We start from the raw sequence: 13342 nt of genomic DNA on the forward strand, positions 1-13342 counted from the left end.
AGCAGGTTGAGTGCTAGTGGGTCGGCCCGAGGAAGGCCAGCCATCGGCGTTCGGCGAGGCGGAACAGACCGACCAGCGCAAAAGTGACGGTCAGGTAGATCAGCGCGGCGATGCCGAACGACTGGAAGGTCAGGAAGGTCGCCGAGTTGGCGTCCCGAGCAACTTTGAGTACGTCCGGGATGGTCGCGGTGAAGGCCACGGTGGTCGAGTGCAGCATCAGAATCACTTCGTTGCTGTAGTACGGCAACGAGCGACGCAATGCCGATGGCATGATCACGTAGGCATACAGCTTCCAGCCGGTCAGGCCGTAAGCCTTGGCCGCTTCGACTTCACCGTGGTTCATGCTGCGAATGGCCCCGGCGAAGATCTCCGTGGTGTAGGCGCAGGTGTTCAGGGCGAATGCCAGGATCGTGCAGTTCATCGCATCGCGAAAGAATGCGTCCAGTACTGGCTGAGCCCGAATGGCGGCCAGGCTGTAGATCCCGGTGTAACAGATCAGCAGCTGGATATAGAGCGGCGTACCACGGAACAGGTAGGTATAGAACTGCACCGGCCAACGGATGTAGAAGTGCGGCGATACACGGGCGATGGACAGCGGGATCGACACGATGAAACCGATGAAGATCGACGCGCTGAGCAGCCACATGGTCATGGCCAGGCCGGTGATGTTGCTGCCGTCGCTATAGAGGAAGGGTTTCCAGTATTCCTGCAGGAGTTCGATCATCGTACGGCCTCCCGGGTCCCGGCGGAGTAACGACGTTCGAGCCAGCGCAGGATGACGTTGGACGCGCTGGTGATCACCAGGTAGATCAGCGCGGCAAGCACCAGGAAATAAAACAGCTGATAGGTACTTTTACCGGCGTCCTGGGCAGCCTTGACCAGGTCGGCGAGGCCGATGATCGACACCAGGGCCGTGGCCTTGAGCATCACCATCCAGTTGTTACCGATACCCGGCAGGGCATAACGCATCATCTGCGGGAACACCACGATCCAGAAACGCTGGCCGCGCTTGAGACCATAGGCGGTGGCCGCTTCGACCTGACCCCTTGGGACCGAGAGAATCGCGCCACGGAAGGTTTCAGTGAAATACGCACCGTAGATGAAGCCAAGGGTGATGACCCCGGCGCTGAACGGGTTGATCTCGATGTATTCCCATTCCATGTAATCGGTAAACGAAGTCAGCCAGGTTTGCAGGCTGTAGAAGATCAGCAGCATCAGGACCAGGTCCGGAACGCCGCGAATGAGTGTGGTGTAGAGCTGGGCAGGCACGCGCATCAGTTTGACTTTTGACAACTTGGCACTGGCGCCGAGCAGCCCGAGCAACACGGCCAGCAACAGCGACAACGCCGACAGCTTGATCGTCATCCAGGTGCCTTGCATCAGCAGCGGACCGAAGCCCTTGAGGCTGAAGGCAGAGAGCCCCAGATTTTCTAATAAGGTTTCGAACATAAATCAGCAACCTGATCGGATGAAAAAAGCGCCCATCGAGAGATGGGCGCCGGGCATTATTTGCCGCTGTACAGATTCAGATCGCCAAAGTGTTTCTTCTGAATGGTGGCGTAGGTGCCATCATCGTGTAACGCTTTGATACCTTTATCCAAAAGTGCTTTCAGCTCGGTGTTACCTTTCTTAATACCGACCGCTGTTTTGGCAGGCAGCAGTTCGCTGTCGACGGGCTTGCTGACTTCGTAGCCTTCACCTTTTGGTGACTTCAAGAAGCCCAGTTCGGCTTGCAGCATGTCCTGGATCGCTGCATCGAGACGGCCGGAAGTCAGGTCGGAATACACCTGATCCTGATTCTGATAGGCCTGGGTTTTCACGCCGGCCTTGTCGAGAACGGCTTTGGCGTAGGCTTCCTGGATGGTGCCTTGCTCGTAGCCTACGGTTTTGCCCTTCAGCGAAGCGACGTCCTCGGTCAGGCCGGAGCCTTTCTTGAACACGTAGGCGGTTGGGCCGGAGAACAACTCGCTGGAGAAATCGATGACTTTTTCACGGGCCGGGGTAACGGTCATCGAAGAGATCACACCGTCGAATTTATTGGCTTTCAGGCCCGGAATCATGCCATCGAAGTCACTTTCGACCCACTTGCACTTGACCTTCAGCTCGGCGCAGATCGCGTTCCCCAGATCGATGTCAAAGCCTACCAGGCTGCCATCGGCCGCTTTCGACTCGAACGGTGCGTAGGAAGGGTCAACGCCGAAACGCAGTTCTTTGTACTCCTTCGCCATGGCGGAGCCAGCAGCCATGCACAACGCCAGTGCAGAAAGGGTCAGCAATGCTTTTTTCATTATTCAATCCCTAAAAACCAATATGAGCGCTTGTGGCGCAGAATTATTGTTACTGGAAAGCGTAAGACCTGTTGAAAGTAGCAATTTCCGAACCAGAGTGCCGAACAAGCGTTTTAAAAGGTGCTTGGAAATGGCCGGAGACAGATTTATGCACGAAAACGGGCGCAGGGAAATGGGTGCACCAAATCATCTCGCCACAAAAAACGGTTTGACTGAGCAAGGTCACCAGGCTCTCTACCTCGTCGACTTGTCCTTGCGCCATCGCGAGCGAGTAAAGGGCTGGGTTACTTTCCTGGAGTCAGCGTCAACCGCGCCTTGCCATAGGCGTTGTCGAAGTTCTGCGGCTGCATCGGCAGGCTCATGTACTGGCCCTTGAGCCACGGTTCGATGCTGTTGAGGTAATTCGGGCTGGCCGGGTTGCCGGATTGACCGGTGCCGTTCTGCGCCATCAGCGGTTCGGACTGGCCGAAGTCGACGAAAAAGCGCATCGCTGGCGCCAGCGTGGTGTTGAAGTCCTGGCCCCAGGCGAAGGCGGCGGTGTTGAGCGTGGTGTGATCGCCACCGGCCGGCAGCGGTCCGCGTACGGTCTGGCCGCTGCTGTTTTTCCATTCATAGCGATGCAGTTTGCCCCACTGCCAGGCTTTGTGATCGCCGCCCAACTGGCTGTCGCCTGTACTGATCGCGGCGGCGAGGCTGCGAGCGAGGATCGCCGGTTTGTCTTCTTTCTGCGCGGTGCGCACGTCATCCCAGAACGGGCTGTCCTCACGCCCGAGCAAGTGATCGGCCTGGGTCGCGTAGGACAACTTGCCGTCGGCAACAAAAGCTTTCCACGCCGGGCTGCTTTGCGGGCCCAGTTCATCGAGGAAGATCTGCCGCGCGCTTTCCTGCAGGAACAGTTCGTAGATGGCCGCATCGGTGGAGGTCGGGCCGAGCTTGCCGTCGAACGCCATCAAGCGGCTGTAGGCTTCGTGTGCCTTGGCGCGATCGGCCGCCGGCAAGGCGTCCATGGCTTGTTTGAGCGGCTGGGCCATGCCCGGCGCTTCGAACATTTTCTTCAGCTTGGCAGCGAAAGTGGTGGTCTGGTCGTATTGCATGGCGATCAGGCTGCGGCTGTCGTGTTTGCCTGCGCCGGCCAGTTCGGCCAGGCGCTCGCCACGCTCCGGAGCTGCCCAGGAGTTGGACAACTGCATGCCGTAGCCATGGGGAATGACCCGCTGGTTGGCGGTGCCGAGCCAGCCCTGGGCCGGGTCCTGGTCGTACGGGTGCAGCATCGGGTCGGCGTAACCGTCCCAATCGTATCGACCTTCCCAGCCCGGCGAGGGCAGCAGGCCTTCGCCTTCTCGGCGGTTCGGGTAACGACCGGTGACTTGCCAGCCGATGTGGCTGGCATCGGCGAACACCAGGTTCAGCGCAATGGCGCGGATTTCGCGGCTGGCATCTGAAGCTTTCTCGACGGTCTGGGCGCGGGACAGGTCGAAGAACGCGTCCAGGGTCTTGTCGTCGGTGAAGTTCGGCGTCTGCAAGGCCAGGCCGAAACCATTGGCCAGCGTGGTGCCCTGGGCGCTGTTGAGCAGCGGGCCATGGCGGGTTTCGTACACCGCTTCGCGAATCGACCGCTGGCCTTTGACGAAATAGGTTTCGTTGCGCACGATCGCCGGCTGCCACTTCCCGGCGTTTTCGTAGGTAAGCCCGCTGCCCTGGCGCTTGATCTTCTCCAGGAACAGGTCCTGGTTGTCGCCCATCACGGACGTCATGCTCCACGCCACCTTGCCGTTGAAGCCGCCAAGCACCATCGGCAGGCCCGCGATGGTCACGCCGGACGCCTGATATTTCGGCGTGCGAATCTGCACGTAACTGAACAGCGAAGGCACGCCCAGCGGGCCGTGACTGTCACTGGCCAACAGGCTCTTGCCGCTGCGGCTGCGTTGCGGGGCGATGGCCCAGTTGTTCGACGAGGTGGCGCCCAGCAGGTTGAGGTCCGACAGTTGGCCAGTGGCCTTGCTGAGTTCGGCCAGCCCCGGTACTTGCCCGTTGAGCTTGAGACCTTGCAGTTTTTCGCTTTCGGCGGCCGGCAGTTTTTCGTCGGGAGCCGACGGCGTCAGCCACGCCAGTTTGTCGGTGGTAACGGTCTGGGCCAGTACCAGCGAGGAAATTTCTTCCGGCAGGTTGGTCGACTGGCTGAAGTTCAACAGGCAGAAAATCAGCGCCGAATCTTCCGGCTGCCAGTACTCAGGCTTGTAGCCGGTGGCTGCCAGATCCGCCGGCAGTTTGTCGCGGTAGCGGAACAGGTAGGCGTTGACCCCGCGCGCATAGACTTCGAAGAAACGCTTGAGGCGCGGCGAAGAAGCCTTGTACAACTCGCCAGCACTTTTCTTCAGGTTGACCGCCCGCATGTAACGGTCGGCATCCAGCAGTTCGGCGCCGTGCATCTCGGCCAAACGGCCCTGGGCCAGCAGGCGCAGGGTGGACATCTGCGTGATGCGGTCGCTGGCATGCACGTATCCGAGGGTAAACAGCGCGTCGTGGAAGCTGTTGCTTTCGATCAGCGGCATGCCCATGGCATTGCGACGCACCGAAACGTTCTGCGCCAGGCCCTTGAGCGGTTGTACGCCGGAGGTTGGCGGGAGGGTGTCCTGGGCGTTGAAGTTCTGACAACCGGTCAGGCTCAAGACACCGGCCACTGCTGCGGCAACGCCGAACCGGGGTAGAAAATGAGTAAGGGCTGGCGAGGCCATGGCAAAGCTCCTGCGGGGGTAGAGGCGGCGCGAAATAAAGGCGCTACGTTAGTGAGCGGGAGGTGGCCGCGCAAGCGGGGTACAAGGTTATTTCAGGATTTGTCTGATAAACCGGAAAGATCGCAGTCTTGCCAGTCGCAATGGGGGATGTTGAAGTGCGACACGCTCAACAATCCTGGAGAAAAGTCGGCATGGAGCTCAAGGCAAACGCGGCACTGATCATCATCGATCAACAAAAAGGCATCCTTCACCCCAGGCTCGGCCGCAGGAATAACCCTCAGGCTGAAGAGCGCATGCTGGAGTTGCTCAGCCATTGGCGGCGCACCGCCCGGCCGGTGATCCATGTGCAGCACCTGTCCCGCTCGGAAGACTCAGTGTTCTGGCCGCAGCAGTCGGGGGTGGAGTTTCAGGAACGGTTTCAGCCAATGGCCGGTGAACGCTTGATCCAGAAGCAGGTGCCGGATGCGTTTTGTTCAACCGGGCTGGAGGCGCAGTTGCGCGAGGCGGGGATCGGGCAGTTGATCATCGTCGGTGTCGCGACCCACAACTCGGTGGAATCCACGGCGCGTACCGCGGGCAACCTGGGGTTTGATACGTGGGTGGCCGAGGATGCGTGCTTTACCTTCGACAAGGCTGATTTTTTCGGCCATGCCCATAGCGCCGAAGAGGTGCATGCGATGTCGCTGGGGAATTTGCACGGCGAGTATGCGACGGTCACTGGCAGCGCAACAATTCTCTCGGCTGACTGAAAACACTGTGGGAGTGGGCTTGCTCGCGATGGCGTCAGGTCTGTCGACCTCTATGTTGAATGTGATACTGCAATCGCGAGCAGGCTCGCTCCCACAAGGGATCTGCATTCACAGGACAGTTGTCTGGCGCAGTTTAAATGTGGGAGCGAGCCTGCTCGCGAAGGCGATTCAACAGGCGAAGAATGACTTCGCCCGAAGCATCAAGCGCCGTGGCACTTCTTGAATTTCTTGCCGTTGCCGCATGGGCACGGATCGTTGCGGCCGACGTCTTTCAGGGCGTTGCGCACCGGTTCCTGGTGAGCGTGGCCGCAGTTCGGACCGTGGACATGGCCGTGGTCGTGATCATGGTGGTGATGGTCATGATCATGATCGTGGTTGCAGTCAGGGCCGTGGACATGGGGTTGCTGGGTCATCGGTGTTGCTCCGGAATTAAATCGGCGGCGATTATCACGCCATTGCGCGTCAGGTGCACGTAGTGGGCGATGAATATACCGGTTTCCAGTTCACCTTCCAGACGATAGGGAATGGGCTGATCGGATTTTTTCAGCAGTTTGGCCATTTCACGGACCTTGGACCACAGGTTGGTGCGGATCGGCACCTTTAAGTAAGCGCTGTGCCTGGGGCCGATGGTGAACCAGTGTTCGTACTCGCCGTCGGCCAGCAGTATGTCACCCAAGTGAACGCGGTACTCCAGACTGCGCACCGTCAGGTCGCTGTCGTTGGGGTTGTCGATGCGAAAGTGCAGGAGGAATTTCTGTTCCAGCAGTTTGGCGCTGACCACCTCGATCTTCACCAGATGGACCTCGGGGTCCGGCAAGTCGTCGCCGAACCACGATGCACAGCCACCGAGTCCCAGTGTCAGGAGCAGCGTGAGCAGGCAGAGTGCGCAGCGGCGGAGGATCATCGTGGTGTTTCTCCCTTGAGCCCTAGTCTAGACCCAAAGGATCGCAGCCTTCGACAGCTCCTGCATGGCGGGCAGTCTATGCATGCCCTAACTGCTGAAGTATCCCGCACAACACTTTTTGAACTTCTGCCCACTGGCACACGGGCAGGCGTCATTGCGCCCGAGTTTGAGTTGCACGGTGGGGTCGATGAAATACCAGCGCCCGGTGTTCTGTACGAACGATGAGCGCTCTCGATGACTGTGCTCGCCATTGCTGTCGTGCCAGCGCGCAGTGAAGGTCACGAAAGCGTGTTCAGGCTGGCCGCCCAGCACTTCGGAGCTTTCCACCTCAAGGCCCAGCCATGTGCTTTGCGTGCTCCAGTCGCTGATCGATTGACGGTCGAGGCCGGCCTGTTGGGCGGGCAGAGTGGTGGCCACCAGATAGTCGATCAACCCCAGCACATAGGCGCTGTAGCGCGAGCGCATCAAGGCTTCCGCACATGGTGCCGGGTGTCCGGCATGGTAGTGACCGCAGCAGGCGTCGAGCAGGGTGCCGCTGCCGCATGGGCAAATGGATGTACTCATTGCATCACCACCAGTATTTCCCGAAGTTTTCCGGATTGGCCCAGAAGCGCGAATTGAGCCAGTCGGGGACTTGTTTGTATTCAAGCAGATCGTAGGTGAACAGGGTCAGGACCTGTTCGTCCCGTTGAAAGCGTTCACTGGCTTGCAGGGCCAGGGAGAAAAAGTCCGTTTCCTGCCAGCCACAGGCCGGCAGATCCGCCAGCACCGCGATGCGGCTGGCGTTGAGGTTGCGGATGCCGCCCAGCAGGTTCAGGCCGTCGCGCTTGGGCAAATGCTCCAGGCAATCGACCACCAGGGCCAGGTCGAAACGGCGGGCCGCCAGCTCGGCGGGCAACGGTCCGGGGGCAGCGAAAGCGACGCAGCTTTCCGGGTGGGCGAGTTTGAAAGCTTCCAGTGCCGGGAACTCGCTGGCGCCGATCAACAACAGGCGCGCGGGGGCATATCGGTCGAGTAACGCGGCCAGTGCCTGTTGTGGCGTGCGTGAAGAAACACCTGCAATCATCGAAGATCCTCAATCAGATCTGCCAAGACTAGCCTGCCCGAACGTTTGGGCCTAGAGCGCCCTGGCGACAAAAGCGCCAAGCTACCGTTAATACGCGACTAAACAGCGTGGCCTATTGCTGGCGGAGTTTAAAACTCGGGTCTTTACTACCTGAATCGGTTCTAAGCCGATCCCTCAGGAGAAAACTAGATGAGCATAGTTCGGACAGCATTACCCTTGGTTCTGCTAACCAGTGTCTTGACTGGTTGCGCAGGTTTGCAGAAAACCGACTGGCCGACCTGTGCGGCGGTTGGTGGCGTTGTGGGGGCGGGCCTCGGTGCGACCGAAAGCTCGGCATGGGCAGGGTATGGTGCTCTACTCGTCGGCGGTACGGCAGCGGCTTATTGCTGGGTGCACGGTGATGGCGACGAAGACGGCGATGGTGTACTGGATAGTCGCGACAAGTGCCCTGGCACGCCTAAAGGTGTTCAGGTCGATGCCAACGGTTGCCCACCACCAGCGCCTGTGGTCGAAGAGGTGGTTGTGGTCCAGGAGGAAACCATCGTCATCCGCGATGTTCACTTCCAGTTTGATAAAGCCACACTTACCTCGTCCGACAAACAGGTACTCGACAAGATTGCCACTCGCCTGAAAGCCGAAGCCCCGACTGCTCAACTGACCGTAACCGGCCATACCGACAGCGTTGGCAGCGACACCTACAACCAGAAACTCTCGGATAAACGCGCCCACTCGGTGGTTGAATACCTCATCGAGCAAGGCGTACCTCGCAGCAACTTCGTGTCGGTTGTCGGTGCCGGTGAAAGCCAGCCGGTTGCTGACAACAAAACCGCTGACGGTCGTGCACAGAACCGTCGTACCGAAATCAAAATCCAGCGTTAAGCCCCCTCGCATCCGCGCCTTGTGCAGTCGCGGATGCGGGTCTTTACTCCTGTGTAACCGGTATTGGCCGGTACACAGGAGCTTTCAATATGATCGTTCTCACAAGGACCGTCTTGCCGGTTCTGCTAATTGGCAGCCTGTTGACCGGTTGCGCGACCCACAGCGATGGCACTGCCCCCCTCAATCAACGCACCTGGCCAATTTGCAGCCTCATCGGCGGCCTGGTCGGTGGTGGTCTGGGCGCAATCGAGAGTGGCGGTTGGGCCGCGGGTGGGGCGGCGCTCGGTATCTTGTCCGGCGGCTTGATCTGCTATGCCCTGGATGGCGACGAAGACGGCGACGGCGTTTTCGACCGACGCGACCGTTGCCCTGAAACCCCTGCCAATACCCCGGTCGACCATCGCGGTTGCCTGGTGCCGCAGTATCCGGACAGCGTCCAGGCCGAACCTGCGCAATCCGAAGTCATTACTCTGAGCGATGTACTGTTTGTCTTCAATCAATCCGAGCTGACCCCGACGGCGAAGAGTCAACTGGATGCGTTGATGAGCAAGTTCGAGGATGCCGATGTGGTCAGCATCAAGGTGGTCGGTCATACCGACAGCGTCGGTTCGGATGCCTATAACCAGGCCTTGTCGGAGCGGCGTGCCAGCAGCGTGGCGGAATACCTGTTGAGCCAGGGTGTGGCGCCGAACAAAGTCACCAGTGAAGGCAAGGGCGAAAGCCAACCGATTGCCGACAACGAAACAGAAGAAGGCCGTGCGAAAAACCGTCGCGTGGACCTGCATATAAACCGCTGAGCCAAGAGATAGAGCCGTCGGGCGACAGTTGTGAGCGCTGCGACGGCCGTTTGGCGGCCTCCATGAAGATTTTTCCGTTGCCCTCTGGCTTATCCCGCGTGGAAGCCGTTACTGTGCGCGCAAACAATAATTCTCATTGGGGGCGCGTATGAAAGTCTTATGGGGGCTGGGGCGGTTACTGACCTTGCTGTTCTGGTCGGTAGTGCTGGTCAATCTGCTCACACCGTTCGTCTTTCCGCTGCACCCGTTGGTCAACATGGCCGGTGGCCTGTTGGGGGGCATTCATCTTCTGGAAGCGTTGCTGTGCTATCGCAGCCTTCGAGGTCGTGCCCATCCCTGGCTTGACCGCCTGAAGATCGTCATTTTTGGCGTATTCCACCTGCAAACCATTCCAGCCCCCACCGCTTCGAAGGCTTCCCATGCGTAAACTCTGTCTGCTCGCCGCACTCATCAGCCCATTGGCCAGCGCACAGGTGGTGAGTGTCGAACCCAACTCGCTGATGCGCTTGCCCAACACCGCCAGCACCCTGCAACTGGAACGCCTGGAAGTGGCCGATTACGGCACCTTGCTGATTCCTTCGAACGTCACCGAAGTCACCGTGGGTGAATTGCATCTGGGGCGTGAAGCGCGCATCGCCATCGTGCCGGGGGAACAGGCGCTGGCCCTGAAGGTCCGTCGCGCTGATTTGTCCGAAGGCAGCCAGATCACCTCCCGTGGCGCCCCCGGGACTTACCAGAAGGCTGCTCGATCCGGGCGCAACCTTGATTTGCAGATCAAGACACTGAACGCAGCGCAATTGATCGTTGATGCTCGCGGTGGTGCGGGTGCACCGGGGTTCGTTGGTCTTGATGGGGCCAACGGCCAGGAACCGGGCTGCACCTGGGGTCAGGCGGGGCGCGGTGCCGATGGTAGTGATGGCAGCAATGGTCAACCGGGAGCACCGGGGGCGCTGGTCAAACTGGCAGTGCCGCACGACTTCCCGGCAGACCGGATCAAGGTTCAGGTGGCTGGCGGTGCCGGTGGCCTGGCTGGCCCAGGCGGCAAACCGGGCGCGGGTGGCAAAGCCAAGGGCTGCCTGATTTACAAAACCGATGGCGGCAAGAGCGGTAAACCCGGGGCCGATGGTCAGCCTGGTCCAGAAGGCGCGGCGGGTTCGGTGACAGTGCAGCGGATGTAAGCATCACCGAGAGCCCCTCCGGCTACATTTGCTTCAAAACATCGGCCGAGCCGCAGCAATCGCCACCACCGCCGACCCCACCAGCAGATTGATCCCCACCAATCGGCGAATTCGCCCCAGTACCGCTGCCCCGGCTGGCCAGTCCTGCTCGGCCACGGCGGTGCGCAGTTCCGGCAGCATCAGCGCCTGAATGCGGATAAACAGCGCGGTCATCACCACATACAGGCCCATCATCACCTGTACATAACGCGGCGCGGCTTCAAAACCATTGAATTGCATGTGCAGCATGCCCACACCGCTGACCGGCAACAGCACCACCGCCACCCAGACCCAGCGGAAAAAACCTTGAAACACTTCTATCCATAACTTCAGCCGGGCTGGGCCTTCAAGTGCCTTGATCGCGGCGGGGCGCAGGACCATCCAGGCGAAAAACATGCCGCCGACCCAGACCAGGGCCGCCAGTACATGCAGGCTATAAATGAGGCTAAAAGGTGTCATTGGGTTACTCCGTTCTGCGCGGGATTCATTAGCGGGGTATGATAGCGGCCGAACCGAACTACTGAAAATTTATCCAGCATTTTTGCGCCCGACAAACCATGATCAGCACTGAACTCAAAACCACGATCCAGGGCGCCTACTCGCGTTTTCTCGAAGCCAAGAGCCTCAAGCCGCGCTACGGCCAACGCCTGATGATCGCCGAAGTTGCCAAGGTCCTGGGTGATATCGACACCGACGACGAAGGCCGGCGCAGTGGCGACCCCGCGATTGTCGCGGTGGAAGCCGGCACCGGTACTGGCAAGACCGTGGCTTACAGCCTGGCCGCGATCCCGACCGCCAAGGCCGCCGGCAAACGCCTGGTGATCGCCACGGCCACCGTGGCCCTGCAAGAGCAGATCGTCTACAAGGACTTGCCCGACTTGATGCGCAACAGCGGGCTGAATTTCAGCTTCGCCCTGGCCAAGGGGCGCGGGCGCTACATGTGCCTGTCCAAGCTCGACATGTTGCTCCAGGAAGGTCACGCGCAGACCGCCACGGCGCAGTTGTTCGAAGAAGAAGGTTTCAAGATCGAGGTCGACGAGGCCAGCCAGAAGCTGTTCACCAGCATGATCGAAAAACTCGCCGGCAATAAGTGGGACGGCGACCGCGACAGTTGGTCAACCGCCCTGGAAGACGCCGATTGGGCGCGCCTGACCACCGACCACAGCCAGTGCACCAACCGTCATTGCCCGAACTTCGGCCAGTGCGCCTTCTACAAGGCCCGTGAAGGCATGGGCAAGGTCGACGTGATCGTCACCAACCACGACATGGTCCTGGCCGACCTGGCCCTGGGCGGCGGTGCCGTGCTGCCGGACCCGCGCGATACCATCTACGTGTTCGACGAGGGCCATCACCTGCCGGACAAGGCCATCGGCCACTTCGCCCATTACACGCGCCTGCGCTCCACCGCCGACTGGCTGGAAACCACCGCCAAGAACCTCACCAAGCTTCTGGCCCAGCACCCGCTGCCGGGAGACCTGGGCAAGTTGATCGAGCAGGTGCCGGAGCTGGCGCGGGAGATCAAGACCCAGCAGCAGTTCATGTTCACCGCGTGCGAGCAGATTGCCGATTTCAAACCCGGCGAAGACGTCGAAGGCCGCGAGCGCCCGCGTCACCGATTCGTCGGCGGGGTGATTCCCGAGCACATGCGTGAAATGGGCATCGAACTGAAAAAAGGCTTCGCACGGCTGACCGATTTGTTCACCCGCCTGACCGAGCTGCTCAAGGAAGGCATGGACGGCGAGGTCAACATTGGCATCGCCAGCAACCAGGCCGAAGAGTGGTATCCGCTGTTCGGCAGCCTGTTGTCGCGTTCTTCCGGCAACTGGGAGTTGTGGACCGCCTTCACCGTCGAAGACCCGGAAGACAACCCGCCCATGGCCCGCTGGCTGACCCTGGCCGAGAGTGGCTCGCTGTTCGACATCGAGGTCAACGCAAGCCCGATCCTTGCGGCGGAAATGCTTCGCCGCAATCTGTGGAACGTGGCGTATGGCTGCCTGGTGACGTCGGCGACCTTGACGGCCCTCGGCACCTTCGACCGCTTCCGCATGCGCGCCGGCCTGCCTAAAAAAGCTGTGACAGCGGTGGTGCCGAGCCCCTTCCATCACGCTGACGCCGGTGTGCTGCGGGTGCCGAACCTGAACGCCGATCCCCGTGATGCAGCGGCGCATACCGCCGCGATCATTCGTGACCTGCCTGAATTGGTCGAAGGCTCGCGGGGCACGCTGGTGCTGTTTTCCTCGCGTAAACAGATGCAGGACGTGTTCGACGGCCTCGACCGCGACTGGCGCAAGCAAGTGTTCATCCAGGGCAACCTGTCGAAACAGGAAACCCTCAACAAGCACAAGGCGCGGGTCGATGGCGGAGATTCCAGCGTGTTGTTCGGCCTGGCGAGCTTCGCCGAAGGGGTCGACTTGCCCGGCGCCTATTGCGAGCACGTGGTCATTGCCAAGATTCCTTTCTCGGTACCCGATGATCCGGTCGAAGCGGCGCTGGCCGAGTGGATCGAAGCCCGGGGCGGCAATCCGTTCATGGAAATCTCCGTGCCGGACGCCTCGCTGAAGCTGGTCCAGGCCTGCGGTCGCTTGCTGCGCACCGAAGAAGACCGCGGCACCATCACCTTGCTCGACCGGCGCCTGGTGACCCAGCGCTATGGCAAAGCCATCCTCAACGCGTTGCCGCCGTTCCGTCGAGAAATTTCCTGAAGCAC

Annotated in this window: 15 protein-coding genes; 6 read left to right on the forward strand and 9 right to left on the reverse strand. The window is 60.2% G+C overall.

What is annotated here, in order from left to right; translation table 11 throughout:
* Window positions 1–13 precede the first annotated feature (13 nt).
* The 4 genes from AC3IT9_RS06130 to AC3IT9_RS06145 form a co-directional block, all read right to left on the reverse strand.
* A complete protein-coding gene (locus tag AC3IT9_RS06130; protein WP_150754170.1) occupies window positions 14–724 on the reverse strand; it encodes an ABC transporter permease in 711 nt (236 codons plus the stop codon).
* Window positions 721–1449 (reverse strand): ABC transporter permease, encoded by a 729-nt coding sequence (locus tag AC3IT9_RS06135; RefSeq protein ID WP_489272400.1) that lies wholly within the window; start codon window positions 1447–1449, stop codon window positions 721–723. Before AC3IT9_RS06135 ends, AC3IT9_RS06130 begins: the two co-directional genes overlap by 4 nt.
* A 56-nt stretch (window positions 1450–1505) precedes the next feature.
* Window positions 1506–2288: a transporter substrate-binding domain-containing protein gene (locus AC3IT9_RS06140; protein ID WP_057716127.1), complete on the reverse strand. Its 783-nt coding sequence runs from the start codon at window positions 2286–2288 to the stop codon at window positions 1506–1508.
* Window positions 2289–2572: 284 nt separating this feature from the next.
* Entirely contained in the window at window positions 2573–5023 is a 2451-nt protein-coding gene (locus tag AC3IT9_RS06145) for a penicillin acylase family protein (protein ID WP_489272401.1), read from the reverse strand.
* A gap of 191 nt (window positions 5024–5214) precedes the next feature.
* On the opposite strand from AC3IT9_RS06145, the gene AC3IT9_RS06150 reads away from it, so the two are divergent.
* Window positions 5215–5772 carry a cysteine hydrolase family protein gene (locus AC3IT9_RS06150; RefSeq protein WP_489272402.1) on the forward strand — a complete coding sequence of 186 codons (558 nt, stop codon included), beginning with the start codon at window positions 5215–5217 and terminating at the stop codon, window positions 5770–5772.
* 200 nt (window positions 5773–5972) lie between these two features.
* On the opposite strand, the gene AC3IT9_RS06155 is transcribed toward AC3IT9_RS06150, so the two are convergent.
* The 4 genes from AC3IT9_RS06155 to AC3IT9_RS06170 all read right to left on the reverse strand — a co-directional run bounded on the left by AC3IT9_RS06155 (window position 5973) and on the right by AC3IT9_RS06170 (window position 7742).
* Entirely contained in the window at window positions 5973–6185 is a 213-nt protein-coding gene (locus tag AC3IT9_RS06155; protein ID WP_015093814.1) for an SEC-C metal-binding domain-containing protein, read from the reverse strand.
* Window positions 6182–6676 carry an LEA/WHy family protein gene (locus tag AC3IT9_RS06160; RefSeq protein ID WP_489272404.1) on the reverse strand — a complete coding sequence of 165 codons (495 nt, stop codon included), beginning with the start codon at window positions 6674–6676 and terminating at the stop codon, window positions 6182–6184. The genes AC3IT9_RS06155 and AC3IT9_RS06160 overlap by 4 nt, the downstream gene beginning before the upstream one ends.
* A gap of 87 nt (window positions 6677–6763) precedes the next feature.
* Window positions 6764–7240, reverse strand: coding sequence for a YchJ family protein (locus AC3IT9_RS06165; protein ID WP_150757323.1), 477 nt, complete (start codon window positions 7238–7240; stop codon window positions 6764–6766).
* A 4-nt stretch (window positions 7241–7244) separates the two neighbouring features.
* Window positions 7245–7742, reverse strand: coding sequence for a DUF6231 family protein (locus tag AC3IT9_RS06170; protein ID WP_489272406.1), 498 nt, complete (start codon window positions 7740–7742; stop codon window positions 7245–7247).
* Window positions 7743–7931: 189 nt separating this feature from the next.
* On the opposite strand from AC3IT9_RS06170, the gene AC3IT9_RS06175 reads away from it, so the two are divergent.
* The 4 genes from AC3IT9_RS06175 (at window position 7932) to AC3IT9_RS06190 (ending at window position 10596) form a co-directional block, all read left to right on the forward strand.
* A complete protein-coding gene (locus AC3IT9_RS06175; RefSeq protein WP_150727632.1) occupies window positions 7932–8621 on the forward strand; it encodes a PA1041 family peptidoglycan-binding anchor lipoprotein in 690 nt (229 codons plus the stop codon).
* A gap of 89 nt (window positions 8622–8710) precedes the next feature.
* Window positions 8711–9418 carry a PA1041 family peptidoglycan-binding anchor lipoprotein gene (locus AC3IT9_RS06180; RefSeq protein WP_150754163.1) on the forward strand — a complete coding sequence of 236 codons (708 nt, stop codon included), beginning with the start codon at window positions 8711–8713 and terminating at the stop codon, window positions 9416–9418.
* Window positions 9419–9566: 148 nt separating this feature from the next.
* Window positions 9567–9845 carry a DUF1145 domain-containing protein gene (locus tag AC3IT9_RS06185; protein ID WP_150727630.1) on the forward strand — a complete coding sequence of 93 codons (279 nt, stop codon included), beginning with the start codon at window positions 9567–9569 and terminating at the stop codon, window positions 9843–9845.
* Entirely contained in the window at window positions 9838–10596 is a 759-nt protein-coding gene (locus tag AC3IT9_RS06190; RefSeq protein WP_150754161.1) for a collagen-like triple helix repeat-containing protein, read from the forward strand. Before AC3IT9_RS06185 ends, AC3IT9_RS06190 begins: the two co-directional genes overlap by 8 nt.
* A 33-nt stretch (window positions 10597–10629) precedes the next feature.
* Here the strand turns inward: AC3IT9_RS06190 and AC3IT9_RS06195 are convergent, their stop codons facing one another.
* Window positions 10630–11094, reverse strand: coding sequence for a CopD family protein (locus tag AC3IT9_RS06195; RefSeq protein ID WP_150727628.1), 465 nt, complete (start codon window positions 11092–11094; stop codon window positions 10630–10632).
* 98 nt (window positions 11095–11192) lie between these two features.
* Here AC3IT9_RS06195 and dinG point away from each other — a divergent pair, with 98 nt between their 5' ends.
* Entirely contained in the window at window positions 11193–13337 is a 2145-nt protein-coding gene (gene dinG, locus AC3IT9_RS06200; RefSeq protein WP_007992389.1) for an ATP-dependent DNA helicase DinG, read from the forward strand.
* Window positions 13338–13342: the final 5 nt, after the last annotated feature.

Source organism: Pseudomonas sp. KH_046_1 (assembly GCF_057839025.1).